General features: G+C 67.5%; 32 protein-coding genes. 31 read left to right on the forward strand and 1 reads right to left on the reverse strand.

Going from position 1 to position 23,725, the window contains the following annotated elements; all coding sequences use genetic code 11:
• Window positions 1-2: 2 nt before the first annotated feature.
• From P0Y50_08870 to P0Y50_08910, 9 genes are read left to right on the forward strand one after another with little or no spacing between them, the layout of a single operon-like run.
• A complete protein-coding gene (locus tag P0Y50_08870) occupies window positions 3-695 on the forward strand; it encodes a hypothetical protein (protein WEK38664.1) in 693 nt (230 codons plus the stop codon).
• The gene (locus P0Y50_08875) at window positions 692-1,138 is read left to right on the forward strand and encodes a hypothetical protein (protein WEK38665.1); all 447 of its coding nucleotides are present in this window, start codon (window positions 692-694) and stop codon (window positions 1,136-1,138) included. The genes P0Y50_08870 and P0Y50_08875 overlap by 4 nt, the downstream gene beginning before the upstream one ends.
• Complete coding sequence (locus P0Y50_08880) at window positions 1,135-1,422, forward strand: hypothetical protein (GenBank protein ID WEK38666.1); 288 nt, start codon at window positions 1,135-1,137, stop codon at window positions 1,420-1,422. The genes P0Y50_08875 and P0Y50_08880 overlap by 4 nt, the downstream gene beginning before the upstream one ends.
• A complete protein-coding gene (locus tag P0Y50_08885; protein ID WEK38667.1) occupies window positions 1,419-1,724 on the forward strand; it encodes a hypothetical protein in 306 nt (101 codons plus the stop codon). Before P0Y50_08880 ends, P0Y50_08885 begins: the two co-directional genes overlap by 4 nt.
• Window positions 1,721-2,023, forward strand: coding sequence for a hypothetical protein (locus tag P0Y50_08890; GenBank protein WEK38668.1), 303 nt, complete (start codon window positions 1,721-1,723; stop codon window positions 2,021-2,023). Before P0Y50_08885 ends, P0Y50_08890 begins: the two co-directional genes overlap by 4 nt.
• Before the next feature lie 3 nt (window positions 2,024-2,026).
• Window positions 2,027-2,587 carry a DUF3486 family protein gene (locus tag P0Y50_08895; GenBank protein WEK38669.1) on the forward strand — a complete coding sequence of 187 codons (561 nt, stop codon included), beginning with the start codon at window positions 2,027-2,029 and terminating at the stop codon, window positions 2,585-2,587.
• Window positions 2,587-4,071 carry a terminase family protein gene (locus tag P0Y50_08900; GenBank protein WEK38670.1) on the forward strand — a complete coding sequence of 495 codons (1,485 nt, stop codon included), beginning with the start codon at window positions 2,587-2,589 and terminating at the stop codon, window positions 4,069-4,071. The genes P0Y50_08895 and P0Y50_08900 overlap by 1 nt, the downstream gene beginning before the upstream one ends.
• A complete protein-coding gene (locus P0Y50_08905; GenBank protein WEK38671.1) occupies window positions 4,071-5,720 on the forward strand; it encodes a DUF935 domain-containing protein in 1,650 nt (549 codons plus the stop codon). The genes P0Y50_08900 and P0Y50_08905 overlap by 1 nt, the downstream gene beginning before the upstream one ends.
• A 5-nt stretch (window positions 5,721-5,725) precedes the next feature.
• A complete protein-coding gene (locus tag P0Y50_08910) occupies window positions 5,726-6,907 on the forward strand; it encodes a phage minor head protein (GenBank protein WEK38672.1) in 1,182 nt (393 codons plus the stop codon).
• Window positions 6,908-7,137: 230 nt separating this feature from the next.
• On the opposite strand, the gene P0Y50_08915 is transcribed toward P0Y50_08910, so the two are convergent.
• Window positions 7,138-7,467, reverse strand: coding sequence for a hypothetical protein (locus tag P0Y50_08915; GenBank protein WEK38673.1), 330 nt, complete (start codon window positions 7,465-7,467; stop codon window positions 7,138-7,140).
• Window positions 7,468-7,609: 142 nt separating this feature from the next.
• On the opposite strand from P0Y50_08915, the gene P0Y50_08920 reads away from it, so the two are divergent.
• The 22 genes from P0Y50_08920 (at window position 7,610) to P0Y50_09025 (ending at window position 23,693) form a co-directional block, all read left to right on the forward strand.
• Complete coding sequence (locus tag P0Y50_08920) at window positions 7,610-8,641, forward strand: phage protease (protein WEK38674.1); 1,032 nt, start codon at window positions 7,610-7,612, stop codon at window positions 8,639-8,641.
• A 2-nt stretch (window positions 8,642-8,643) separates the two neighbouring features.
• Window positions 8,644-9,087 (forward strand): hypothetical protein, encoded by a 444-nt coding sequence (locus P0Y50_08925; GenBank protein ID WEK38675.1) that lies wholly within the window; start codon window positions 8,644-8,646, stop codon window positions 9,085-9,087.
• Window positions 9,088-9,099: 12 nt separating this feature from the next.
• Window positions 9,100-9,978 carry a Mu-like prophage major head subunit gpT family protein gene (locus tag P0Y50_08930; protein WEK38676.1) on the forward strand — a complete coding sequence of 293 codons (879 nt, stop codon included), beginning with the start codon at window positions 9,100-9,102 and terminating at the stop codon, window positions 9,976-9,978.
• A 2-nt stretch (window positions 9,979-9,980) separates the two neighbouring features.
• Window positions 9,981-10,409: a hypothetical protein gene (locus P0Y50_08935; protein WEK38677.1), complete on the forward strand. Its 429-nt coding sequence runs from the start codon at window positions 9,981-9,983 to the stop codon at window positions 10,407-10,409.
• On the forward strand, window positions 10,409-10,828 hold the full coding sequence (locus P0Y50_08940) for a DUF1320 family protein (GenBank protein ID WEK38678.1): 420 nt from the start codon (window positions 10,409-10,411) through the stop codon (window positions 10,826-10,828). The genes P0Y50_08935 and P0Y50_08940 overlap by 1 nt, the downstream gene beginning before the upstream one ends.
• Window positions 10,828-11,286 (forward strand): phage virion morphogenesis protein, encoded by a 459-nt coding sequence (locus P0Y50_08945; GenBank protein ID WEK38679.1) that lies wholly within the window; start codon window positions 10,828-10,830, stop codon window positions 11,284-11,286. The genes P0Y50_08940 and P0Y50_08945 overlap by 1 nt, the downstream gene beginning before the upstream one ends.
• Window positions 11,283-11,855 carry a hypothetical protein gene (locus P0Y50_08950; GenBank protein ID WEK38680.1) on the forward strand — a complete coding sequence of 191 codons (573 nt, stop codon included), beginning with the start codon at window positions 11,283-11,285 and terminating at the stop codon, window positions 11,853-11,855. Before P0Y50_08945 ends, P0Y50_08950 begins: the two co-directional genes overlap by 4 nt.
• Window positions 11,848-12,459 (forward strand): phage baseplate assembly protein V, encoded by a 612-nt coding sequence (locus P0Y50_08955; protein WEK38681.1) that lies wholly within the window; start codon window positions 11,848-11,850, stop codon window positions 12,457-12,459. Before P0Y50_08950 ends, P0Y50_08955 begins: the two co-directional genes overlap by 8 nt.
• Window positions 12,456-12,806, forward strand: a complete 351-nt coding sequence (locus P0Y50_08960; protein WEK38682.1) for a GPW/gp25 family protein — start codon at window positions 12,456-12,458, stop codon at window positions 12,804-12,806. The genes P0Y50_08955 and P0Y50_08960 overlap by 4 nt, the downstream gene beginning before the upstream one ends.
• The gene (locus P0Y50_08965; GenBank protein WEK38683.1) at window positions 12,806-13,702 is read left to right on the forward strand and encodes a baseplate J/gp47 family protein; all 897 of its coding nucleotides are present in this window, start codon (window positions 12,806-12,808) and stop codon (window positions 13,700-13,702) included. Before P0Y50_08960 ends, P0Y50_08965 begins: the two co-directional genes overlap by 1 nt.
• Entirely contained in the window at window positions 13,695-14,246 is a 552-nt protein-coding gene (locus tag P0Y50_08970; GenBank protein ID WEK38684.1) for a phage tail protein I, read from the forward strand. The genes P0Y50_08965 and P0Y50_08970 overlap by 8 nt, the downstream gene beginning before the upstream one ends.
• Window positions 14,247-14,326: 80 nt before the next feature.
• Complete coding sequence (locus tag P0Y50_08975; GenBank protein WEK38685.1) at window positions 14,327-16,414, forward strand: hypothetical protein; 2,088 nt, start codon at window positions 14,327-14,329, stop codon at window positions 16,412-16,414.
• Window positions 16,415-16,426: 12 nt separating this feature from the next.
• On the forward strand, window positions 16,427-16,891 hold the full coding sequence (locus P0Y50_08980; GenBank protein WEK38686.1) for a phage tail assembly chaperone: 465 nt from the start codon (window positions 16,427-16,429) through the stop codon (window positions 16,889-16,891).
• Entirely contained in the window at window positions 16,884-18,098 is a 1,215-nt protein-coding gene (locus P0Y50_08985) for a phage tail sheath subtilisin-like domain-containing protein (GenBank protein WEK38687.1), read from the forward strand. The genes P0Y50_08980 and P0Y50_08985 overlap by 8 nt, the downstream gene beginning before the upstream one ends.
• A gap of 13 nt (window positions 18,099-18,111) precedes the next feature.
• Window positions 18,112-18,615, forward strand: a complete 504-nt coding sequence (locus P0Y50_08990; GenBank protein WEK38688.1) for a phage major tail tube protein — start codon at window positions 18,112-18,114, stop codon at window positions 18,613-18,615.
• Between the two features lie 10 nt (window positions 18,616-18,625).
• Window positions 18,626-18,892 (forward strand): phage tail assembly protein, encoded by a 267-nt coding sequence (locus tag P0Y50_08995; GenBank protein ID WEK38689.1) that lies wholly within the window; start codon window positions 18,626-18,628, stop codon window positions 18,890-18,892.
• Window positions 18,893-18,912: 20 nt separating this feature from the next.
• On the forward strand, window positions 18,913-19,056 hold the full coding sequence (locus tag P0Y50_09000) for a GpE family phage tail protein (GenBank protein ID WEK38690.1): 144 nt from the start codon (window positions 18,913-18,915) through the stop codon (window positions 19,054-19,056).
• Window positions 19,057-19,059: 3 nt separating this feature from the next.
• Window positions 19,060-21,498: a hypothetical protein gene (locus P0Y50_09005; protein ID WEK38691.1), complete on the forward strand. Its 2,439-nt coding sequence runs from the start codon at window positions 19,060-19,062 to the stop codon at window positions 21,496-21,498.
• A complete protein-coding gene (locus tag P0Y50_09010) occupies window positions 21,498-21,890 on the forward strand; it encodes a phage tail protein (GenBank protein ID WEK38692.1) in 393 nt (130 codons plus the stop codon). The genes P0Y50_09005 and P0Y50_09010 overlap by 1 nt, the downstream gene beginning before the upstream one ends.
• Window positions 21,887-22,096 carry a tail protein X gene (locus P0Y50_09015; protein WEK38693.1) on the forward strand — a complete coding sequence of 70 codons (210 nt, stop codon included), beginning with the start codon at window positions 21,887-21,889 and terminating at the stop codon, window positions 22,094-22,096. The genes P0Y50_09010 and P0Y50_09015 overlap by 4 nt, the downstream gene beginning before the upstream one ends.
• Window positions 22,087-23,076 (forward strand): contractile injection system protein, VgrG/Pvc8 family, encoded by a 990-nt coding sequence (locus P0Y50_09020; protein ID WEK38694.1) that lies wholly within the window; start codon window positions 22,087-22,089, stop codon window positions 23,074-23,076. Before P0Y50_09015 ends, P0Y50_09020 begins: the two co-directional genes overlap by 10 nt.
• A 56-nt stretch (window positions 23,077-23,132) precedes the next feature.
• Entirely contained in the window at window positions 23,133-23,693 is a 561-nt protein-coding gene (locus tag P0Y50_09025; GenBank protein ID WEK38695.1) for a hypothetical protein, read from the forward strand.
• Window positions 23,694-23,725 lie beyond the last annotated feature (32 nt).

Raw genomic sequence — 23,725 nt, forward strand, 5'->3', positions numbered from 1 at the left:
TCATGACACAGGGCCAACAGACCCGCCGCCCGACGCGCGGGGTTCGCAACAACAATCCGGGCAATATCGACCGCGTCGCCGGCACCAACTGGATCGGCGCGGCCAAGGATCAGACCGACCCGCGCTTCGTCGTCTTCATCTCGGCCGAGATGGGCGTTCGCGCCCTGGCCCGGACGCTGTTGACCTATTTCAAGCAGCACAAACTCGCGACCGTTCGCGGCATCATCAACCGTTGGGCGCCGCCGCGCGAGAACAACACCGCCGCCTATATCGACGCCGTGTGTCGCGATGTCGGTCGCAGCCTGGGTCGCACCATCAACGCCGACCAAAGGCTGGACGTGGACACCGTCGCGGTGATGCGGCCCCTGGTCGTCGCCATCATCGCCCATGAAAACGCCGGCTTCGCCTATCCGGCCGGGGTGATCGACGAGGGCCTGCGTCTGGCGGGCGTCGCCGACGCCAAGGCCCGTCCGCTGCTGAAGGCGGGGGAAATCCAGGGCATCCTCGCCGCCGCGCCCCTGGTTGCGGTTTCCAGCGCCGAAGTCGTCGAAACCCTGGGCAAGGCCCGTGATCAGCTGGCCCCTGCGGCCGGACTGTCGCCGCTGGTTCAGGCGCTGATCGTGCTGCTGTCGCTGATCGGGTGCGGGGTCGTAATCTGGTCCCGGTTCGCGCGCCAGCGAAAGACGCTCTCGTGAACCTGGACCGACTGAGCGCCATCTTTCCGTCGCGCCTCACTTTGGCGGCCGTTGTCGGCTGCCTGATCTTTATCCCGCTGGCGATCTGGCTGGGCTGGACGGGTGGCGTCGCCGAGCATGATCGTCGGCAGGCCCAGGCCGCCGCCGACGCCTATCACGCCCAGATCGCCGATCCGACGACGGGTTACGCCGCGCGTCTGGGTCGCTGCGCCGCCAGCCTGTCGGGCGCCGAGGCCGCCGTAAACCGCCAGAGCGAAGCGGTCAGGGATTTGCAGAAGACCGCAGCCGAGGACGCCGCGCGCGCCGAACGGCTGGTCCAGGCCGCGCAGGCCCAGGCCATCGCCGCCGATCGCCGGGCGCGGGCAGTGCTTCAGGCTCAACCCCGCGACGGCGAAAGCCGGTGCGACGCCGCCTTCAGGCTGCATCAAGAGGCCCTTTCATGATCCGCGTCACCGTCGTCCTGGCCTGTCTGATGCTGACCGCCTGCGCCACCCGCCCGGCGCCCGAACCTGTCGTCAGGACGGTGGACGTCCTGGTTCCCATCGCCACGCCGTGCCGCGTGTCGGTCGGACCTGCGCCCGATTATGTTGATTCCGACGAGGCCCTGCGCACGGCCGCCGACATCTTCGAGGCGATGAAGCTGCGGATCGCTGGACGCGATCAGCGCCAGGCCCGCGAGGCGGTGCTGCAGGCCGCCCTGGACGGCTGCGCGGGGGGCAGGCCGTGAGCTTCACCCACGTCATGATCCTGTTGTCCGCCGGCCTGTCGGCGATCAACGTCGTCCTGCTGCTGGCGACCTATCGCCGGGCGGCCCAGTGGCGCGAGAGCGACGACGCCAAGGCCATTCTGGCCCGGCTGACGCTGGTCGAGAACGACATCACCGGGTTCAAGGCCCGGTTCGAGAACGTCGCCACCAAGGCCGACGTGGCCCGCCTGACCGCCGAGGTCAACGGCTTGGAGCAGCTGGTCAAGAACACGGATGCGGGCGTGATCCGCATCGAGCAACTTCTGATGCGAGGCGCAAAATGAGCTACCAGGACGATGTCACCGCCGACCGCCGTCTGTTGATCCTGGAACTGCTGATGCAGGACCACGGCATGGGGAACGAACGGGTGATCGAATCCGGGCTGACCAGCCTGGGCCACCGCGTCGGCGTGGACCGCGCCTATGTCCGCGAGCAGATGAAGTTCCTGGAGACGACCGGCTGCGTCACCATCGACCTGTTCCGCGACACCGTCATGGTCGCGACGATCACCGAACGCGGCGCCAAGGTGTCCAAGGGTTTCATCACCGTGGACGGCGTGACCCAGCCGACGCCCGGCGCCTGACCCATGGCCCGCGCAGCCCGGCGTAGCCCGTCCTCGATCGACAAGCTGCCGCCCGAAATCCGGGAACTGATCGGCCGCCTGCGCGAGAACGGCGCGACCATCGACCAGATCAAGGCCAAGCTGGACGAACTGGACGCCGACGTGTCGCGTTCGGCGCTGGGCCGTCACATCAAGGGCCTGGCCGAGGTCGGCGAACGGCTGCGCCATTCGCGCGAGGTCGCCGCCGCCCTGGTCTCGCGGTTCGGCGAGGAACCGGACAACCGCGTTGCGCGCCTCAACATCGAACTGATGCACGGCCTGGTCATGCAGGCGATCACCGCCACGACCGAGGGCGAGGACGGCGAGCCGGGCGCCGTCACCTTCACACCGGAAGACACCATGTTCTTGGCCCGGTCGCTGCAATCGCTGGCCACGGCCCAGAAGACCGACACGGATCGTCTGCTGAAGGTGCGCGTCGAAGTCGCCAAGGAAGCCGCGAAGGCGGTCGAAACGGTCGGCAAGGCCAAGGGCCTGACCAAGGAGACGATGGATGCGATCAAACACGCCGTCCTCGGCATCGCCTGATGGTCCTTCGTCCCCAGGCCAAACCCGACGCCGATCAAAAGGTCTGGGAACGCGAGGCGGCCGAGGCCGCGTTCGCGCGTCTGCCGAAGGGCGACCTGCTCTTGGGCTATCAGGCATCGACGCTCGAACTGCTGATGACCGGCGTGTCGCTGGTCGCCATCGAGAAGAGCCGGCGCATCGGTCTGACCTGGGCGCTGGCCGCCTACGCCGTGCTGAAGGCCGCCGCCCAGGGTTCGGCCGGCGGAATGAACGCCTGGTATATGGGCTATGACCAGGAGATGGCGCGCGAGTTCATCGACGTGTGCGTCATGTGGGCCAGGGCGTTCGGCATCGCAGCCGAAGAGGCCGACGAGGAAATCCTGGAAGGCGACGGCGAGAAGGTCCAGGCCTTCCGCCTGAAGTTCGCCTCGGGCTTCAAGATTGTGGCGCTGCCGTCCGTGCCGCGCGCCCTGCGCGGTAAACAGGGCCTGGTCATCATCGACGAGGCCGCCTTCCACAAAGACCTGGCTGAAGTCCTGAAGGCCGCCGTCGCCCTGTTGATGTGGGGCGGTCAGGTGGTGGTGGTCTCGACCCACGACGGATCGGCGAACCCGTTCAACCTGCTGCTGGACGACATCCGCGCCAAGAAGCGCAAGGGCGAGGTCCAGACGATCACGTTCGACGATGCGATTGCGGACGGTCTATATGAGCGCGTTCGCCTGTCGGCCGAGATCAAGGGCCGCCAGATCGGGTCGAAGGAAGAGTGGATCGCCGACATCCGCGACACCTATGGCGACGACGCGGCCGAGGAACTGGACTGTATCCCGGCCGCTGGCTCTGGGTCGTGGCTGGACCCGGTCAAGCTCTCGACCTGCGAACACGCCGACGCCGGCAAGCCGGAACTCTACACGGGCGGCCTGGTCTATCTGGGCCGCGACGTGGCGCGCCGCCGCGACCTGTCCGTCATCCATGCCTTCGAGCTGGTGGGCGACGTGCTGTGGATGCGTGATCGCTGGGTCGCGCGGGCCGCCACCTTCCGCGCCCAAGACGACGCCTTCGACGCGATCTGGAAGACGCGCCGCATCGCCTCGGCCTGGATCGACCAGACCGGCATGGGTGAAAAGGTCGTCGAAGATCTTCAGCTCAAATACGGCGAGACCCGCATCGTCGGTCAGTTGCTGACCGGCCCCAACCGCCTGGACCTCGCGACCGCCTTCAAGGATCGCGTCGAAAACTGCGCCATCCGCATCCCGTCCCTGGTCGATCTTCGCACCGACTATCGGGCGATCAAGAAGGAAGGCGGCGTCGGCGGGGCGGTTCGGATCGTCGATGACGGCGATGTCCACGCCGACGAGTTCTGGGCCACGGCGCTGGCCTGCCGCGCCGCCGACACGCCCTACCAGCCCTACGACTATCGCGGCGCCAGCCGATCCGGGCCGCGCCCAGGCGACCGCCAGTCCGACCATGTCAGCCGCTCGCGTTACGGCGGCCGAAGGATTCACTGATGACCGACCTCGTCCAACCCGGCCTTTCCAAGTCTGGCCTGATCGACCTCTATGGCCGGCCGCTCAACGTCGCATCGGCCGCGACCAAGGCCGAGATCGCCGAGGTCGTGGCCCGGCCGACGACGACCGGCGTCCGCCAGGCCTGGAACAACTCGACCGTCGCGGCCGGCCTGACGCCGGGCCGCCTGGCGTCGATGCTTCAGCGCGCGGCCGATGGCGACGCCCACGACTATCTGACCCTCGCCGAGGAGATGGAGGAACGCGACTGGCACTATGCGTCCGAGCTGGGCAAGCGGAAGCTGGCGGTCATGGGCCTGGACCGCAACGTCAAGGCGGCCTCCGACGACCCGCGCGACATCGAGATCGCCGAGGCCGTCAGGACCGAGATCATTGAAGACGAGGCCTTCGAAGACCTATGCGCTGGCGCGCTCGATGCCCTGGGCAAAGGCTATGCCGTCGTCGAAATCGGCTGGTCCACCGGCAAGCGCTGGGTTCCGAACCAATACGCGTGGCGCGATCCGCGCTGGTTCCAGTGGGATCGCGAGACCGGCCATTCCCTGCGGATGCTGGACACGGCCGACATGGCCAACGGCGTCGAGCTTCGCCCCTTCAAGTTCGCGGTCCACCGTCCCAACCTGAAGATGGGCCTGCCTGTGCGCGGCGGCCTGGCGCGCCTGGCGGCCTGGGCCTTCCTGTTCAAGTTCTACGGCGTGAAGGATTGGGCCACCTTCGCCGAGAGCTATGGCCAGCCGCTTCGCCTGGGCAAATACGACGCCAGCGCCACGCCCAAGGACGTGGACATCCTGTTCAACGCCGTCTCCATGATCGGCACCGACTGCGCCGCCGTGATCCCCAAGGCCATGGAGATCGAGTTCGTGAAGGCCGAGGGCGGCACCGGCTCGGGCGCCGACCTCTATCAGAAGTTCGCAGAGTTCCTGGACAAGCAGGTGTCCAAGGCCGTCGTCGGTCAGGATGGCACGTCGTCGATGCAGTCGGGCGGCGGATATGCCCAAGCCAAGGTTCTGGACGGGGTCCGGGGCGACATTTGCGAGACCGACGCAAAGCAGCTCGCTCGCACGATCCGCCGCGACGTGATCGAACCCTTCGTCCTGTTCAACTACGGCCCAGACGCGGCCATCCCCGGCCTGCGCCTGGAAACACCCGAGACCGAAGACCTGAAGGCGCTGTCGGAAGCGCTGGCGCCGATGATCGATCGCGGCCTGAAGGTGAAGTCCAGCCAGCTCCGCGAGAAGTTCGGCCTGGAGACGCCTGAAGGCGACGACGAAGTTCTTGGCCCCCAGGTCAAGCCGACCACCACGCCCCCCGTCGAGGCGGCGGCGTCGGACGACAAGGCCCAGAACCGCCGCCAGGCCCGCGCGGCGAATCGCGCCCAGGACGACGACGGCAAGCCGGCCGACCGGATGGAAGAGCTGGCGGCCGAAGCCATGGCCGGCTGGACCGAAGACTTGGATCCGATGATCGAGCCGTTCGAACGGCTGGCGAAGACGGCGAACAGCTATGCCGAGTTCGAAGCCGGCATCTCCGACGCCGTCGCCGGCATGGACGCCTCGGTCCTGGCCCGCACCCTGGGCGCCGCCTTCTTCAAGGCCCGCGCCCATGGCGATGTGCATGACGATCCCGAGGACTGATCAGCGTGGCGGGTTTTTCCTTCAGCGCTGAACCGCCGTCTGAGGTCAGCGCCTACTTCCGTCAGAAGGGAGACCGGCCGGCCTTCCGCTGGTCCGAGGTCTGGGGCGAGGAACACGCCTATGCCTTCACCGTCGCCAAGGCCACGTCGGCCGACGTGCTGGGCGCGATCCGCGAAAGCCTTCAGACCGCGATCGACAAGGGCGTCCCCTATGATCAGTGGGCGCGCGATCTGAAGCCGTCGCTTCAGGCCAAGGGCTGGTGGGGCGAAGCCGTCGAGATGGCCGACCCGGCGACCGGCGAGGTCAAACCGCGCGAGCTGGGGACGCCGCGCCGGCTGCGGATCATCTACGACGCCAATCTGCGCAGCGCGCGGGCGGCCGGTCAGTGGGAGCGAGGCCAGCGGACCAAGGCCGTGCTGCCCTTCTATCTCTACCAGCTCGGCCCCAGCGAACGGCACCGGCCCGAACACGTCTCCAAGGAAGGCGTGGTCCGCCCGGTGGACGATCCCTTCTGGACGGCCTGGTTCCCGCCCAACGGCTGGGGTTGCAAATGCTGGCTGCGCCAGATCACCAAGGCCGAGGCGACCAGGCGCGGCGTGACGCCGCCGTTCGACGTGCCTAATCGCACCTTCAGTCGGACCCTGGACGATGGATCGACCGAGCGCGTCACGGTTCCCCAGGGCATCGACCCAGGCTGGCAGACCAACCCCGGCCTGAACCGGGCCAAGACCCTGATGACCAACATGGCCGACCGGCTGATCGCCTCAGGCGAACCGGCCGCGCGCGCCCTGATGACGGACTTCTGGAAAGGCTCGACACCCGAGGCCTTCACACATCTGCCGGCCCGCACCTTCGCCCCGGCCGCCATCGCCCCGGCGCGGCTTCAGAACGAACTCGGGACCGAGGCCCTGCTGGTGATGGTGTCCAGCGACACGCTGAAGACCAAGCTGGAGAAGCACGGCGACGGCGAGCGCGGGCTGAAGGCGGCGGACCTCGGCCGGCTCCAGGCGATCCTCGACGATGGCCAACTGGTCGAGCGCACCGGCGCGAACGCGGTCTATGCGATGGAGATGGACGGCGGCTGGTATCAGGCCGTGGTCAAGACCTCGGCGAAGGGCGAGCTGATCCTCGCGTCGCTCTTCCCGATCGGCGCGCGCAAGGTGCGGCGGTTGGGGTTGAAAAAGTAGGGAAGGCAGATCGGACGGAGGGTCGTTACATCCTCGCGGCGCAAGCGCCCGGAAACGGAATGGCTCGCCCGATCTGGGTTGAATATGGGGGTTTCGGCCGGCGAAGTCACCCCATCACAGAAAACGCGTCAGGAGCGCCGAAACGGATGGGGCCGGTCCAAGCGCGCCTGAACCGGCTCCGAGGGCGTCATTAGAGGCCTTAAACGTCCTTAGACGGTGGAAGCGGAGGGTTAGGGCGCGGTCACAGTGTAATCGACGGTGTGGATCGCCACTTCGTCGGTCACGATAGCCCGAACGGAAATGCTGATGATGAACGCATGCCCCTCGGCTTCAAGCCGGCCGGACCAGGCGGCGAGCTGGGTTAGCGTCAGTTTGCCGATATAGAGCACCGGCCCATCAGGTGTCCCTTCCGCGACCGTGTCGCCAGCCTCCCGGTTTGGGTCGATCCGAATGCGCAGAAACAGCGGCGCGAGATCGAGACGGGCTTCCGTCGATCCATGGGGGATGACAAAGCTGCCGTGTTCGATCACACGGCGGCCGTCGATGGCGGTGATAGGCATGGTTTCCTCCCAGTGATTTGTCGAAACCGACACATGGGAAGCGAAGCAGCGACAACAACCCCGCCGCGATCCTGCTGAAATCGACGTGACCCCGAAAACCTTCGGGGTGTGGTGACGCCGTCCGCGCCCCGATCATGGCGTCATGAACACGCCTTCGGCAACAGCAAACAAACAGACCGGCGCGACGATCTCAACGCCGATCCAGTCGATCGCCCTCAATGAAGCGGGGACCGCGCCCGAGTGGATCGAGCTGATCCCGGCCGGCTTCGACGTGCAGGGCCGTGATGGCCGCGCCTGGATCAATCCGGACCCGCAAGGGGTGGTGACTGCCACCGCCGCCGATACCCATCCGCTGCCGCTGGATTGGGAGCACGCCACCGAAAACCGCGCCCCCCAAGGTCTCGATGCCCCGGCCGCTGGCTGGATCGAAGAGACAGCCGTCCGCGACGGCGGCGCAATCTGGGGCCGGGTAGACTGGACCCTGCGCGGCCGAACCATGGTTGAGGCCCGCGAGTATCGCTTCATCAGCCCGGTCTTCGCCTACGACAAGGTCACCGGCGTGATCCGCCGCCTTGTCAGCGCAGCCCTGACCAACACCCCCAATCTGCTGCTCACGGCCCTCAATCGTCAGTCCGACGACCACGGCACGGATCAGCCCAACCGCGAGCAGGAGAACCCCTTGAGCATCGCACAACGACTGGCGACCGTCCTCGGACTGGCCGCCAACGCGACGGACGACCAGATCGTCACCGCCGTGACGGAGGCGAAAGCCGCCAACCGATCGGTGGACCTGTCGAGCTATGCGCCCCGCGCCGATCTCGACGCCGCCGTGAACCGCGCCAACACCGCCGAGGCCGCCCTGAAGGCCAAGACGGATGAAGACCACGCCAAGGCCATCGACGCCGCCCTGGCGGCCGCCCAGGACGCAGGCAAGATCATCCCCGCCTCGGTGGATGACTACCGCGCCATGTGCACCGCCGAAGGCGGGCTGGATCGGTTCAACAACCTGGTGAAGACCATGCCGGTCATCGCCGGGGCCGCCGAAAGCCGCGCCTCGAATAAGGCCGAGAGCGCCAACACCGGCTCGGACCTGACCGATGAAGAGCGGGCGGTCTGTCGCGCGCTGGGTCAGGACGAGGCGACCTTCAAGTCCAACCAGAAGAAGGCCAACTGACCATGGCGCTCACCCAAGGCCGAAAGGTCCAGGAACGCGGCGGCAAGCAGCACGGTCACCCCGTCGCCGCCAACGCCGTCATCCATGCGGGGGCGCTGGTCGTTCTCGCTGCCGGCTGGGCCGCACCCGGCCGCACCGGGGCCGGTGCCGACAACGCCGCCAAGGCCGCCGACGCTGCGACCCTTCAGGTCGTGGGCATCGCCGAGGAAGCCGTGACAGGCGGTCCCGCCAACGGCGACGCGCGGGTCAGAACACGGGCGGGATGCTTCCTGTTCGACAACCTGTCCACTGACGCCGTGACCCGTGCGGACATCGGCAAGCCTTGCTTCGTCGTCGATGACGAGACGGTGGCCAAGACCTCCCCCAACAACACCCGCGCGCGAGCCGGGATCGTCGATGACCTCGAAGACGCGGGCGTTTGGGTCCGCGTCGGCGCCGGTCGATAAGGAGCTGACGACATGATCGTAACCGCCGCCGCAATCGCGGCACTGAACACGGGCTTCAGGAACGACTTCAATACCGGTCTGGCCGGCATCAAGCCGGTCTGGGACAAGGTCGCCACCCTTGTGCCGTCGAGCCGGTCTTCCAACACCTATGGCTGGCTGGGCGCGTGGCCCGGCATGCGCGAGTGGATCGGCGATCGCCAGGTAAAGTCGCTGTCGGAGAGCAGCTACCAGATCACGAACAAGGACTACGAAAGCACGGTCGGCGTTCCGCGCAACGCGATCGATGACGACGAGTTCGGCATCTACGGCCCGATGATGGCCAGCATGGCCCAGGTCGCGGCCGAACAACCGGACGTGCTGGTCTTCGGCTTGCTGAAGAACGGCTTCACGACGCCTTGTTACGACGGCCAGAACTTCTTCGACGACGAACATCCGGTCGGCGACACGAAGGTCTCCAACATGCAGGCGGGCGCTGGCGAGGGCTGGTATCTGCTGGACACTCGTCGTCCGCTGAAGCCGCTGATCTTCCAGCAGCGCAAGAAGCCCGAGTTCGTGGCCATGACGGCCCTGACCGACGAGGCCGTCTTCACCGCCAAGGAGTTCCGCTACGGCGTGGACACCCGCTGCAATGCCGGCTTCGGCTTCTGGCAACTGGCCTTCGGCTCGAAGGCCGAGCTGACCGCCCAGAACTATGAGGCGGCCTTCGAAGCCATGACCTCGCAGCGCAACGAGGAAGGCGGCGTCCTGAACGTCCGCCCGACGGTGATCGTCGTTGGACCGGGCAATCGCGCCCGCGCCAAGAAGCTGTTCGACACCATGCTGGTCGGCGGCGGCGACACCAACACCCTCTACAAGGATGTTGAGATCGTCGAAGCCCCGTGGGTGGGCTGACCATGAGGGACACCGCCAACCTCAAAACCCGGCTGATGATCGGCCTGATGTCGTCGCGGGCGCCCTACACCCGCGCCGGCATCGACTTCGCGTCCAACCGCGAAGCCGTCCTGGTCGAGCAAGGCTCGCTCGACGCCACGCGCATCCTGCGCCTGGTGGACGACGTGGCGATCAACTTCCGCCTGGTCGATCCGGTGACGGACGTCTTCGCCGACGTGCCGCGCGACCTGATCGGCGTGACCGCTGAAGACCCGGAAGGCGTGGCAAGGTTCGACGCCATCGTCGCCGAGCTGCTGGATCGCGTCGAAGCGGCCGAGAAGGCCCAGGCGGCGGCCGAGAAGGCCGCCGAGGCCGAGGCCAAGCGGGCCGCCAGGGCTGCGGCTGATCAGGCCAAGGCCGACAAGGCCGCCCAGACCGAGAGCGCGGGCTGATGTATGCGGCGCGCGCGGACATGGTCGAGGCCTTCGGCCCCGACAACGTCGATCGTCTTTCGATCCGTCCCGGCGACGAGGATGGATCGGAGGCGGTGACGCGCGCGCTGACCTATGCGGACGGGCTGATCGATGCCGCCTTGTCCGTGCGGTTCAGCCTGCCGCTGCCGGCCGTGCCGATGATCCTGACCGCCATCGCCTGTGATCTGGCGATGGCGCGTCTGGCCTCGGCCGATGCGGCCCAGCTCACCGACGATCTGAAGCATCGCGAGAAACAGGCCCGCGCCGATCTGCGCGCCATCTCCGAAGGTCAGATGAACCTCGGCCTGCCGAGCGTCCAACAGGGCGAGCGGCCTCAACCCATCGTCGCCTCGACAGGCGGCAAGCTGTTCACACGCGACCGCCTGAGGGGGTTCTAATGGCGGTCCACGTCACGACCGAGCTGGACGGTCTTCAGCCGATCCTCGCCATGCTCAACGGGCTGGGTCAGCCGCGCCGGCTGGCGCAGGGCCTGGCCAACATCGGCGGCCTGATCGAGAACCAGACCAAGGATCGGATCACCGAGGGCGGCCCGTCGCCGGATGGCGAAGCCTGGGCGGCCTGGTCCGAGACCTACGCCGCGACCCGCAAGAAGGGTCAGACCCTTCTGGTCGCCACCGGCGCCTATCGCGACAGCTATGCCTGGGACTTGAACGGCGACGCGCTGCGCGTCGGCTCCAACATGGTCCAGGCCGCCATCCTCAACTTCGGTGGGACCGACGACATGGCGCCGGGGCCGGCCGCCATCCCGGCCCGCCAACACCTGGGCCTGTCGGACGCCAACGTCGTCGAGATCGAGGACGCTATGAGCGACTGGATCGAGGGGCTGACGGCATGAGCCAGCTCATCCAACTGCGCGACGCTGTCGTGGACGCGATTAAGGCGGCGCTGCCGACGTTCGGCGTCGAGGGGCACCTGGGCCGGTTCAGCGCTGCCGATCTGAAGACCTTCCTGACGTTCGCCCCGGCTATCCGCGTCGCCGTGCTGGGCCTTCGCGACCCGGCTGCTGCCGGTCTGACCGGCGAAGACCTCGACGCGACCGCCGTTCTGGGCATCTACGTCGTCACGAAGGATGGCGTGGGCAAGCTGACGCGCGACACGGCGGCGCTGGCGGCGGTCGAACGCATCCTGCGCCTGGCCATCGGCGCGCGCTGGGGTCTGGCCTTCGCCCGGCCGGCGCAACCGGCTGGCGCCCAAAACCTGTTCAGCGGCGAAACCCTCTCGGCCGGCCGCGCCCTGTGGTCGATCGAGATCAATCAACCCGTCGCCCTGGACGGCGAGGCGAACGCAGAGCCGCCGCCCGGCTTCCTTCGCGAACTCTACATCGGCGTGGCGCCCAAGATCGGCGCAGCGCATGAGGCCGACTACCTCGGCCCGATCGTCGGCGGTGAGGCCAGTCATGACTGACGGCTTCGCCCAGGCCGACAATGCCAACCGCCTCGCCAGCCTGATCCGCTTTGGTCAGGTCGCGTCGTTCGACCTGGCGTCCACGCCTTCGACGGTGCGCGTTGAGTTTGAAGACGGCTGGGTCTCCGATGACCTTCCGCTGTTCCAGCTCTCGGCCGGCCGGGTGAAGTCCTGGTCCGCGCCTATCGTCGGCGAACAGGTGCTGGTCTTCTCGCCGGGCGGCGAGCTGGGCGCCGGCATCGCCCTGCGTGGCCTGCCGTTCGCCGACTTCGCCGAACCGGCGTCGGAAGAGCTGCTGACGGTGCTGGCGAGCTGGCCCGATGGCGCGACCGACCTTTACGACGAAGAGACCAAGACCCGCGCCATCTCGATCCCGGCTGGCGGCGCCCTGACGTTCGATGTCGGGCCGCTCTCGATTCATATCCGCGACGGCGGGATCACTCTGACCGCTGCCGGCAAGCCGATAACCCTGACCGGATCGCCCATCGTCCTGGACGGCCCCGTCGCCCTGGGCGGATCGGGCGGCGCGGCTGTCGCCCGCGTCGGCGACGCCGTGGTCAGCGGCAAGATCGCGGCCGGGTCGAGCAAGGTGACGGCGGCATGACCCTGCGCCTGTTGGAAGATTTCAAAGGCGTCGATCCGGTCACGGGCGCCACGGTTTCGGGCGACGATCACCTGCGCCTGTCGTTGCGCACCATCCTGACCACCCTGATCGGGTCGTGCGTCATGGACCGCGACTTCGGCTCGCGGGTTCCGGCGCTGCTGGACGCCCCGATCGGGCCGGCCGTCATCGCCGACCTGGTCGCCGCGACCGCCGAGGCGATCTACCGCTGGGAACCCCGCGTCGTGCTGAAGCGCGTCCTGGTCGCGTCGGCAGCCGCCGGCCGCCTGTCCCTTGATCTGCTGGTCGAGATCAAGGGCCGCGTCGTCATGCTGGAAGGGGTGATCTGATGGCTGGTCGCAGCACCATCGACCTGTCGCACCTGCCTCTGCCCGACGCCCTGGCTCCGCTCGACTTCGAAGCCATGTGGGACGAGATCGTCGCCGACATCCTCGCCGTCGCCCCCGACGCCGCTCCGGCGCTGGCGCTGAAGAGCGAGATGATCGTTCGCGCCGGCCGCGCCTTCGCCTTCCGCCTGATGTTGAAGGTCAACGAGATCAATGCCGGCGTCCGCGCCGTCATGCCCGCCCTGGCCACCGGCGCGGACCTGGACGGCCTCGGCCTGATCGTCGGTATCCAGCGCCTGGTCATCGATCCGGGCAACCCGGCCGAGGGCGTGGCCCCGACCTATGAGAGCGACGACGCCTTCCGTCAGCGCTTCATCCTGGCGCCGGAAGGCTATTCGGTCGCTGGTCCGGCCGGGGCCTATGAGTTCCATGCGCTGTCGGCCTCGGGCCAGGTGCTGGACGCCAGCGCCGTCAGCCCGACGCCGGGCGTGGTGGTGGTCACGGTGCTGGCGCGCACAGGCGACGGCACGGCCGCGCCCGCGCTGCTGGCCACGGTCGAAGGCGTCGTCAGCGCCGACACCGTCCGACCCTTGACCGACTTCGTCCAGGTCCAGTCCGCGACCATCAAGCCCTTCGCGATCGAGGCGACCATCCGCACCTATTCCGGCCCCGATCCGCTGGTGGTGATGGCGGCGGCCGACAAGGCGGTGAAGGCCTATGTCGCCGAGGCGCATCGCCTGGGCCGCGACATCAACCTGTCCGCCCTCTACGCCGCCTTGACGGTTCCGGGCGTCATGCGGGTGGACCTGGTTCAGCCGGCCGCCAACATCGTGTGCGACGAGACCGAGGCCGCCTTCTGCACCGGCGTCGTCCTGACCCATGGCGGTCTCGATGACTGAGACCTTGCTGCCGCCCAACGCGACCCGGTTTGAACGCGCCCTTGAGAAGGCCTTGGCGACTCGTCTGGACGCCCTGCAAGTCCCCATCAAGGACACGCTGAACGCCGACGTGATCCCGGTCGCCTCGCTGCCCTGGCTTGGCTACAGCTTCGGCCTGCGCACCTGGAACGCCGACTGGCCAGAGATGGTGCGCCGCTCGGTCGTCAGGAACGCGATCCCGACCGCGCGCCGCAAGGGGTCCGTTCAGTCCGTCCGCGACGTAGTCGAGGCTTTTGGCGGCTCGCTGGCCATCCGCGAGTGGTGGCAGCTCACCCCCATGGGGCCGCCCTTCACCTTCTCCATTGTCCTGACCCTGAACGGTCAGTCGGGCGAGCCGGTCACGGCGCGCTTCGTGGAAGAGGTCGTCGCCGAGATCGACCGCGCCAAGCCGGCGCGCGCCCACTTCACCTTCACCCAGGGCCTGTCGCTCTCGGGCGGCGTCGCCGTCCAGGGCGCGCTTCGTCCCGTCGTGATCCGCCGCATGGAATTCGAGCAAGCCGCCTGATGTCAGCCCTTCCGATCATCATCACCACGGCCGGCCTGAACGCCCTGGTCAACGCCCAGAACTCGGGCGTGTCCAACGTCGTGATCGCCAGCCTGGGCATCAGTCCGACCCAGATCGCGGCGACGGCGGCGACGGCGGCCATCCCTGGAGAGGTCAAGCGTATCGCCGGCGTCGCTGGCCAGGTGGTCGCCGACGATCAGTTCTATATCTCGGCTGGCGACCAGACCGAAGACACCTACACCGTCCGCACGATCGGCCTCTATCTGAACACGGGCGTTCTTTTCGGCGTCTATAGCCAGGCCGCGCCCCTGCTGGAGAAGGCCGCCCCGGCCATGGCCGTGCTGGAAGCCGCCATCAAGCTGTCGTCGCCCCAGGCCAACGCCATCACGTTCACCGGCGGCGGGTGGTTGAACCCCCAGGCATCCGAGACAGTCCAGGGCGTCCTTAAGTTGGCGCCGGTGGACGAGGTCGTGTTGGGCGCTGACCACTCCAAAGCGGTCACGCCCAAAGGGCTGAAGGCGGCCACGTTGGCCATGATGGCGGCGATCCAGGCGACCTTCGACCAGGTTGCTCAAGCCCTCGCGGGCAAGGCCAACACTCTCCACCAACACGCGGCTGGCGACGTGACGTCGGGAACCTTCAGCGAGGCGCGCATTCCCGCGCTGCCGCAAAACCGGATCACCGGGCTGATTGACGCCCTGACGGGCAAGGCCGCCGCCCTCCACGGCCATGTCATGGCTGACATCGACGGTTTGGCCCAGGCGCTGAGCGGCAAGTCGGCGGTCGGGCACAAACACGACGCTTCGGACACGAACAGCGGCGTCTTCGATGTGGCGCGCATTCCCGCCCTGGCGATGGAGAAGGTCACCGGGCTCAGCAACGCCCTGGCTGCTAAGCTCACCTCCGCCGATTTCATATGGGGTAAGCTGGGGAACAAGCCGGATTATTTCCCGACCAACCGCGTCGCGGCCAGCGACCCGAATGTTGGCCTCGGAGGCATTTGGATCGCCGACGATAATCGCCTTTGGGTCGCGCATTCGGGCAGCGCGCACGGCGTTTGGGATACTTCGAACTTCGGCCCCCAGACCAAGGCCACCCTCGGCGACAGCGTCACCTTCGCCGACATCCGGGCTTTCAGAGGCAACGGCACAGGCGTCGTCTACCTCGGCGACCTATCGCACTACGTCTACTTCGACAGCGCCAACTACAACATGCCTGGCGCCCCACTGATCGTGAATGGCGGCGTCGTCTGGACCTCAGCGACCTTTGACCCGAACTCGCGTGTGCCAATGACGCGGGCGCACAACAGCAACCCCGATGACGCGCCTATCGGCGTGTCCTCAGGCGACGCGAACATCGGCCAAGGAACGCAGGGCTGGCATTACTTCACCTCCCGTCGCGCCGGATCGGGTTGGGGCGTCCAAACAGCGATCACAGACACTGACACGTCCGAGCAGTTCAAGTTTCGGAGAAGCGACAATAACGGCGCCTGGGGTCCATGGCGCACGGTCTGGACGACGGTCAACTTCAACCCCGCAAGCAAGGTCGATGTCTTCAATCCCGACGGTTATGCCCACGCGATCTCGCTAGGTTGGAACGGCTCACGCATGGTGGCGCGTGTAGATGGTGCCGTGGCCGCCCCCGGCCAAGCGCTAGTCCACCTTAATGATGCCGCGTCGCCCACCGCGACCGCCGCCGGGGCGGCGACGGATCAGTTCATCACGCCCGCCGCGCTCTGGTCGTTCGCCCGAAACATGGGTTCGCCGGGCTATGCCGTCATCCCCGGCACGGGCCTGATGATCCAGTGGGGCCTGACGACGGCGAACATCCCCGAAGGCGAAACCCACGCCTCTCTGCCCGTCGCTTTCGGAGGCGGCTGCCTGGTCGCCCTGGCCAACCCGCGCAACGTCAGCCGCAACATCAACACCGACTACTACATGCAGGTGGCAGGCCACTTCATCGATCGGATCGCCTTCTTCGCCAACCGGGCCAACGGCTCGGCCGGCAATCTCGACGGGTTCGAATGGCTGGCGATCGGCCGCGTCAGCGGCACGCCTGACCCGGCCTATTCCAGCGGCGGCAGCGGCGGAACCGGCGGCGGAGGCGGCTCAGGCAGCGGCGGCGGCGGCGCCGGCGGTGGCGGCGGCGACGAGCAGCAGCAGATTTGATCAGGAACGGACATGACCATCTTCTACAGCCCGTCGACGGGCGCCTTTTATGACGACGCCTTCTGGGACGCGCCTCTGCCTGATGACGCGACCGAGGTCTCGGCCGAGGATCACGCCGCCCTGCTGGAAGCCTCCAGCCTGGGCAAGGTCATCCAGGCCGGACCGGACGGTGCGCCGGTGGCGGTGGATGCCCCGGCGCCGCCGTTCGAGACCCTGGCGCAACGCGTCCGCCGCCGTCGTGACGCCGAGATCGCGGACTTGCGCTGGATGATCGACCGCCATCGCGATGAAACGGAGATGGAGCGGACCACGACCTTGTCGGCCGACGCCTATGCCGCGCTGCTGGATCACATCCAGGCTCTTCGCGACGTGCCGGCGCAGGCTGATTTCCCAGACGCCATCGATTGGCCTGTCCTTCCTGCCGGCCCAACCGAACAAGACGAAACCCAAACCCCCGGAGAATACCTAAATGACTGACGCCTATCTGCACGGTGTCGAGGTCGTCGAACTGAAGACCGCCTCGCGCTCGATCACCACGCCGTCCACTGCCGTGATCGGCCTGGTCGGAACCGCCCCGTTCGCCGATCCCGATGCCTTCCCGTTGGATCGGCCGGTGCTGGTGACCAGCGCGACCCAGGCGGCCGCACTGACCAAGACCCTCGCGGCCAACGCGGCCCTGGACGCCGAAGGCACCCTGCCGACCGCGATCCAGGCCATCTACGACCAGACCCGGACGCCCATCGTCGTGGTCCGTGTCGCCGCCGACGCCTCAGCCACGGCGCAACAGGCGCTGGTGGTCGGAACGGCGCTGACCAGGACCGGGGTTTACGCTCTGCTGGCGGCCAAGTCCGAAACGGGCATGACGCCCAAAATCCTGATCGCCACCGGCTTCACTCATCAGCAGACCAACGGCGCGGCCAACGCTGTCGTCATGGCCCTACGCGGCGTTGCCGACCGCCTTCGGGCCGTGGTCGTGGCGGACGGGCCCAGCGATACCGACAGCCATGCCGTGTCCAAGGCGACGTTGGAGGCCGGCGAGCGCATCTATCCCGTCGATCCGACCGTGGGCGTCCTGGCGCGTACCGGCGCCATCGTCCAGCGGCCGTCCTCGGCCCATGTCGCGGGCGTCATCGCCCTGTCCGATCAGGAGCGCGGCTTCTGGTGGTCGCCATCCAACCGCACCCTCAACGGGGTGGTCTCGATCGGCCGCCCGATCGAGTTCAGCCGGTCGGACGCCACCGCCAGCTCCAACATCCTGAACGCGGCCGGGGTGGCGGTGATCGTCAACGACGACGGCTTCCGCTTGGTCGGCAACCGGACCCCGCCCAACGATGGCGAATACGAGTTCCTGGCCCAGCGCCGTTGCATGGACATGGTCTTCGACGCGATCGAGGGTTCGTTCCGCTGGGCGCAGGACCGGCCGTTCAGCGCCAATCTGCTGGACGACATCGCGGGCGAGCTGGAAGCCTATCAGCGCACCCTCAAGGCGCGTGGCGCCCAGCTCGGCGGCCGGGTCTGGCTCGACCCTGAACTGAACACCGAGGCGACGTTCCGGTCGGGCCGTCTCTACGTGAACCTGGACGGCGAGGCTCCCGCCCCGCTGGACCGCCTGACCTTCCTGTTCCAGCGCGAGACCGGCTACTACGCCGAACTGGTCTCCAGCGCTGGCGCGCAAGCCGCTTAAGGAGACCTGAGCCATGCGAACACTACCCCGGTCCATCAAGGGCTACACCGCCTTCATCGACGGCTTCGGCATGATCGGCCTGACCACGGGCGGCAAGCTGCCCCCGATTAAAGCTAAGACCGAAGCCTATCGTGACGGCGGCATGGATGGTGAGGATGAGCTGGAGTTCGGCATTGAAAAGCTGGAAGCCGAGCTGACCTTCGCCGAGCTGAACCCCCGCGTCCTGAAAGCCGTGCTGAGCCGCAACACGCCGATCACCCTGCGCGGGTCGATGGAAGGCGAAGGCACCGCGTCCGCCGTCCCGGTCATCGGTCAGTTCCGTGGCCTGGTCACGAGCGCCGATCCCGGCGAGTGGGGCGATCCCAAGAAGGGCGAGGTCAAGCTGGCCCTGACGCCCAACTATTATCGCCTGCGGATCGGCGGCGAGGAAATCTACGAAATCGACCTGCTGAACGGCATCCGCCGGATCGGCGGCACTGACCAGTTGGCGGCGCGTCGCGCGGCCCTGGGCGTCTAAGGAGGGCGTGATGATCGATCCGAACAAGACCTTCGACCTGAAGGCTCCCTTCGACCACGAAGGGCAGAACGTCGCCCAGGTGCGGCTTCGCCGTCCGAAGGGGCGCGAAATCCGTGAGATGCGCAACAAGGCGTCCCAACCCGGCGCCCAGAGCGGCGACATCACCTTCGCTATGATGGCCAACCTTGCCGAACAGCCGGAAGCGCTCTTCGACGAGATGGACGGCGTGGACGTTCGCCAGATCGAGACCTGGCTGGAGACCCTTCTGGGAAACTGACGGCCGACCGGGTGGAGGCGATGCAGGAAATCATCGCCTTCGCCTACGGTTGGACCCCTGACGTTCTCGACGATCTCACCTTGGACCAGATGGAAGTTTGGCAGGCGCGCGCCAAGGAACGGATCGACTTCATGGGCCGCGCCCGTTGCCCCCTCATTGGATAGACCGTGAAGAACCTCGTCGCCGCCCTTACTCTGCGCTTCATGGACCGCCTGTCGGGGCCGTCCAGGGGCGCGGTGCGCGCGGTCGGCATGATCGAGCGGGGACAGAAGATGGCCGCCGCCGCCTCGTCCCAATGGTCCAAGGGGCTGGACCAGCTCGACAGCCGTCTGAACCGACTGGCGTCTGCCTCCCTGGTGACCGACGGCCTCGGCCGGGCCGGCGAGGCGATGATGCGTCCGCTGAAGGCAGGCGTCGTCGCCTCGGCCGAGTTCAATCGCGGCATGACCGGCATCGGCATCACCGCCCAGATGACCGACGCCAAACTAGCCCCGCTGCGCGCCACCATTTTCTCCACCGCCAACGAGATCGGCGCCCTCCCATCCACCGTCCAGGCGACCTTCGGCGCGGTCCTCGCCGAAGGCGTCTATAAGACCGAGAGCGAGCTGTCCCGCGCCGGCGTCGCCATGGCGAAGTTTCAGCGCCTTCAGGCCGTCATGGGCGAACCCCTGTCTGATGCGGAGGCCGGCTCCTTCTCTGCCGCCATGGGGTCCAGCCTCAAACTGCGCGCGGACCAGCTCGATCAGGCCAACGCCATGGTCAATCGGTCGGCGCAGCAAGGCGGTGTCAGCGGCGCCACCCTCGCCAAGTTCCTGCCCAGCCAAACGGGCGCGCTGGTCGGCCTAAACTTCGCCAACGAGAAGGGCCTCGCCGATCTGCTGACCGCAAACCAACTGGCGAAGCGTCTCGCGGGGTCGAACGACCAAGCCGCCAACAACATCTCCAACCTCATGTCGAAGCTGGCCAGCCCGGAGGTTCTACGGAACTTCTCCAAGATCGGCATCGACATGGAAAAGGAGATCAAGGCGGGGGTGTTGCGTGGCGTCTCGCCGCTCCAAACCGTCGCTGAAATCACGGGCCGCCAGACGAAGGCCGATCAGTTCAGGATCGGGGAGCTGTTCGGCGATCAACAGGCCAAGGATGGTCTGATGGCGCTGGTTCAGAACCTGGACGAGTTCAAGGCTATGAGCCGTGAGCTTCAGTCTGGCGACGTGCTGAAGGGCTATTTCGCGGACCTAGACCGCGCGCTGCAAGGGCCGGCCGCTTCGTTTGATCGCTACAAGTCCGGCATCGCCATCGCCGGCATCGCCACCGGCACAATCCTAGCCCCGGCCGTGGGTCTCGCGGCCGGGCTGCTGAGCAAGGTCGCCAACTGGATGACCGAGGCGAGCGAGAGCGGATCGTGGCTCGCCAAGGCCGCCGTCTGGGCCTTCGCCGGCATGGCCGGGCTGGCGGTCGGAGCGGGGATGGTCGGCCATGCCGTCGTCGGCATCCTCGGGCCGCTCTTCATCATGAAAACGCTTCTGGGACCGTCGGGCCTAGGGGGAGCTGGTTTCGGTATGATGGCCGGCAAGGTGGTGACCTGGCTGGGGCGCATGCGCCTGGCGGCCATCGGCTTCAATCTGTCGATGCTGGCCAATCCTGTCGTCTTGGGCGTCATGGCGGCCATCGCCGTGATCGGATTGGCGGCGGTCCTGATCCGCAAGTATTGGCAGCCCATCAAGGCCTTCTTCGGCGGCGTCGGCGCGGCATTGGGCGAAGCGTTCGGCCCGGCGCTGAGTGCTATCGGCGGCGCGCTGCGTCCGCTGAAGCCGCTGTGGGACGCTGTCGCCGGGGCGGTCGGTCGGTTCTTCGGCTGGATCGGACGACTGATGCAGCCGATGCAGGCGACGAAGGGGCAACTGGACGGTGCGTCCAACGCCGGGCGCAACTTCGGCCGGATGCTGGTTCTGGCCTTCAACCTGTCGCCGATCGGCATCTTCGCGCGCGGCGTCATGACGGCCTTCCGCTTCATCCAGGGCGCCATGAATTGGCGGCCGATGGAGACGCTGCGCCAGGCCTGGTCGGGCGTGACCGGCTTCTTCGGCGGCCTGATCACGCGGTTCAACGGGTTCGGCCGGGCGATCATGCAAGGCCTGATCGGCGGCGTCCGCGCCATGCTGGGCGAAGTGGCGTCCGCCGTGGTCGGCGTGGCCAACGGCGCCGTCAGCAGGTTCAAGGGCGTGCTGGGCATCAAATCCCCCAGCCGCGTCTTCGCAGCCCTGGGCGGCTATACGATGGAAGGCCTGACAATGGGCCTGACGCGTGGCGGCCGGTCGGCCATCGGTCAGGTCGCGGCGGTCGGCGGTGCCCTGGTGGCGGCCATGCCGGGCGCCACGGCCGGGCCGGCCGGAAGCGCCATGCCGGCCGTGCTCGCCAGCCTGTCGGCCGCGCCTGATGCGGCCTCGGCCGGCACGCGTGGCGGGGCGTCAGGCGGCGTCCATATCGAGCAGGTTTTGATTCAGGTTTCGATCCCGGCCGGGGCCGACGCGACGCGTCAGGGCGGCATGGCGGGTCGCGCGGCAGCCGACAGCTTCCGGGCGCGCCTCTATGACGGATTGAGCTGATGAGCGAAGTTCTGATGACCTTGGGCGACATCCGCTTTTCGGTGGCGGAAGGGGCCTATCGCTCGCTGAACCGCGAACTGGAGATCATGACGGCGAAGATCGCCCGCGCCGGTCGCCAGTCGGCCCGCCAGACCCTTGGCCTGGACGAGACCATCGACATCGAGGGCGTCTGCTATCCTGGCCAGCGCCACGCCCGTGATCGGGTGGACAGCTTCCGGGAGGTCGCGCGCACTCAAAAGCCCCAGATGCTGACGGACGGCACGGGGACGGTCTGGGGCCTGTTTGTGATCGAGGGCGTGAGCGAGCGCGGATCGGAGCTGCTGTCCAACGGCGTCCCCCAACGCCAGGACTTCCGCATCCGCCTGGGCGCCTACGGCGAGGACGCGGCATGACCAGGACGATGACCACCCGACAGGGCGATGTGGTCGATCAGATCGCCAAGCAGGTCTATGGCCGCACCACCGAGGCCACCGAGGCGCTGCTGAACGCCAATCCCCAGCTCGCCGGCCTGCCGCCGCGTCTGCCGGCCGGCGTCGTCGTTGTCCTGCCCGATCTGGCCACGGCCGAGACCAAGCCCACGGTGCGCCTGTGGGCCTGAAGTCGCTCCCGGACTTCCGCCTGACCCTCGGCGACGACGATCTGACGGCCGTCGTCCGCGACCGGCTGAAGACCCTGACCGTAACCGACAACAGCGGCGAGGAATCGGACACGCTGGAAATCGTCATCGACGACCGGGACAACGCCGTCGAAAGCCCCCCGCGCGGCCGGGTGCTGTCCGTGTCGATGGGCTATCGCGACGACGGCCTGTTCTACCTCGGCAAGTTCACTGTGGACGAGGTCGAGCCGGAAGGGCCGCCCGACATCATCACCATCCGCGCCAAGGCGGCCGACATGCGCGAGGGCCTGAAGGTCCAGCGCACCCGCGCCTTCCGCAACACCACCATCGGGGCCATCGTCTCCCGGATCGCCGACGAGAACGGCCTTCAACCGGCCGTCGCGACCGAGCTGGCCAGCCGCGTCGTCGCCCACCGCGACCAGGCCAACGAAAGTGATCTGCACTTCCTGACGCGGCTCGGCCGCGAGCATGGGGCGGTGGCGGCGCCCAAGGATGGCAAGCTGGTGTTCGCACCGACCGCCACGGGCCTGTCGGTCTCGGGTCAGGCCCTGACGGGCGTCACCCTGGATCGCGCTGATCTGACCCGCTGGCGCGCCGTCCAGGCCGACCGAGACGAACACGGCAAGGTCCGCGCCCGCTGGCGCGACACCGGCGCCGGCCGCACCAAGTTCGCCGAGGCCGGAAGCGGCGATCCGGTGAAGACCCTGCGCAACCTCTATCCCAACGAGGCGGCGGCGAAGGCGGCGGCCGAGGCCGAGCTGACCCGGCTGAAGGGCGCCGAGAACGGGGTGGAGCTGACGATGGACGGCCGGGCCGACATCGTCGCCCAGACCCCCATCACGGTCACCGGCCTGCGCGCCGAGCTGTCGGGCGCCTGGATCGTCGAAACCGCCGTCCACACCCAGGACTATGAAAGCGGCGGCTTCACCACCGTTCTGACCGGCCGCAGGAAGGCGTCGTAATCGCCGCCTGAAGGTGTCATTACGGGGCCTTCAGGCACGGCTAAGGGGACGTGACGATGCCATTTCAAGTCGAACCGGTGTCCTGGGAAGCTGCGGCCACCTTCGTTGCCGGCGCGTGGACTGCGTTCGCTACTCTTGCGACGGGCGCGGCGGCGGTCGGCGGCGCGATCTGGATCGGCTTGCGTCAGGTCGGCATCGCCACGCGGCAGGCCGAGATCGTCGAACGTCAGGTCGAGATACAGGCTGGCCAGCTGAAGCTGGAAGAGATGAAGGGCCGCATGGCGCTCTTCGACGAACGGATGAAGGTCTACAGCGCGGCCGAGGCCTGGCTGGTCCGGTTCGCCCAAGATGGAAAGAAGCCCGTCGGGGATGTTGAACGGGAGTTTCGGAATGCGATCGACCGATCGCGTTTCCTGTTCGGCACCGGGCTACGGGACCAGTTGTTCGACTTATGGAAGGCAGGCAACCAGCACCACTATCATCTGGTCAGCTTCGATGCCGAGCGCGCGGCCGATCACTTGGACAAGGCCCACGCCATCGCCTTACATCTAACGTCTGCGATGACTGCGTTGCCGGCCATCTTCGGCCCCAAGATCGACCTGTCCGATGCCGCTTAACGCCGTCGCTTTTGCTCCAACTTCAAGTGTCC

The organism is Candidatus Brevundimonas colombiensis (assembly GCA_029202665.1).
GTDB lineage: Bacteria > Pseudomonadota > Alphaproteobacteria > Caulobacterales > Caulobacteraceae > Brevundimonas > Brevundimonas colombiensis.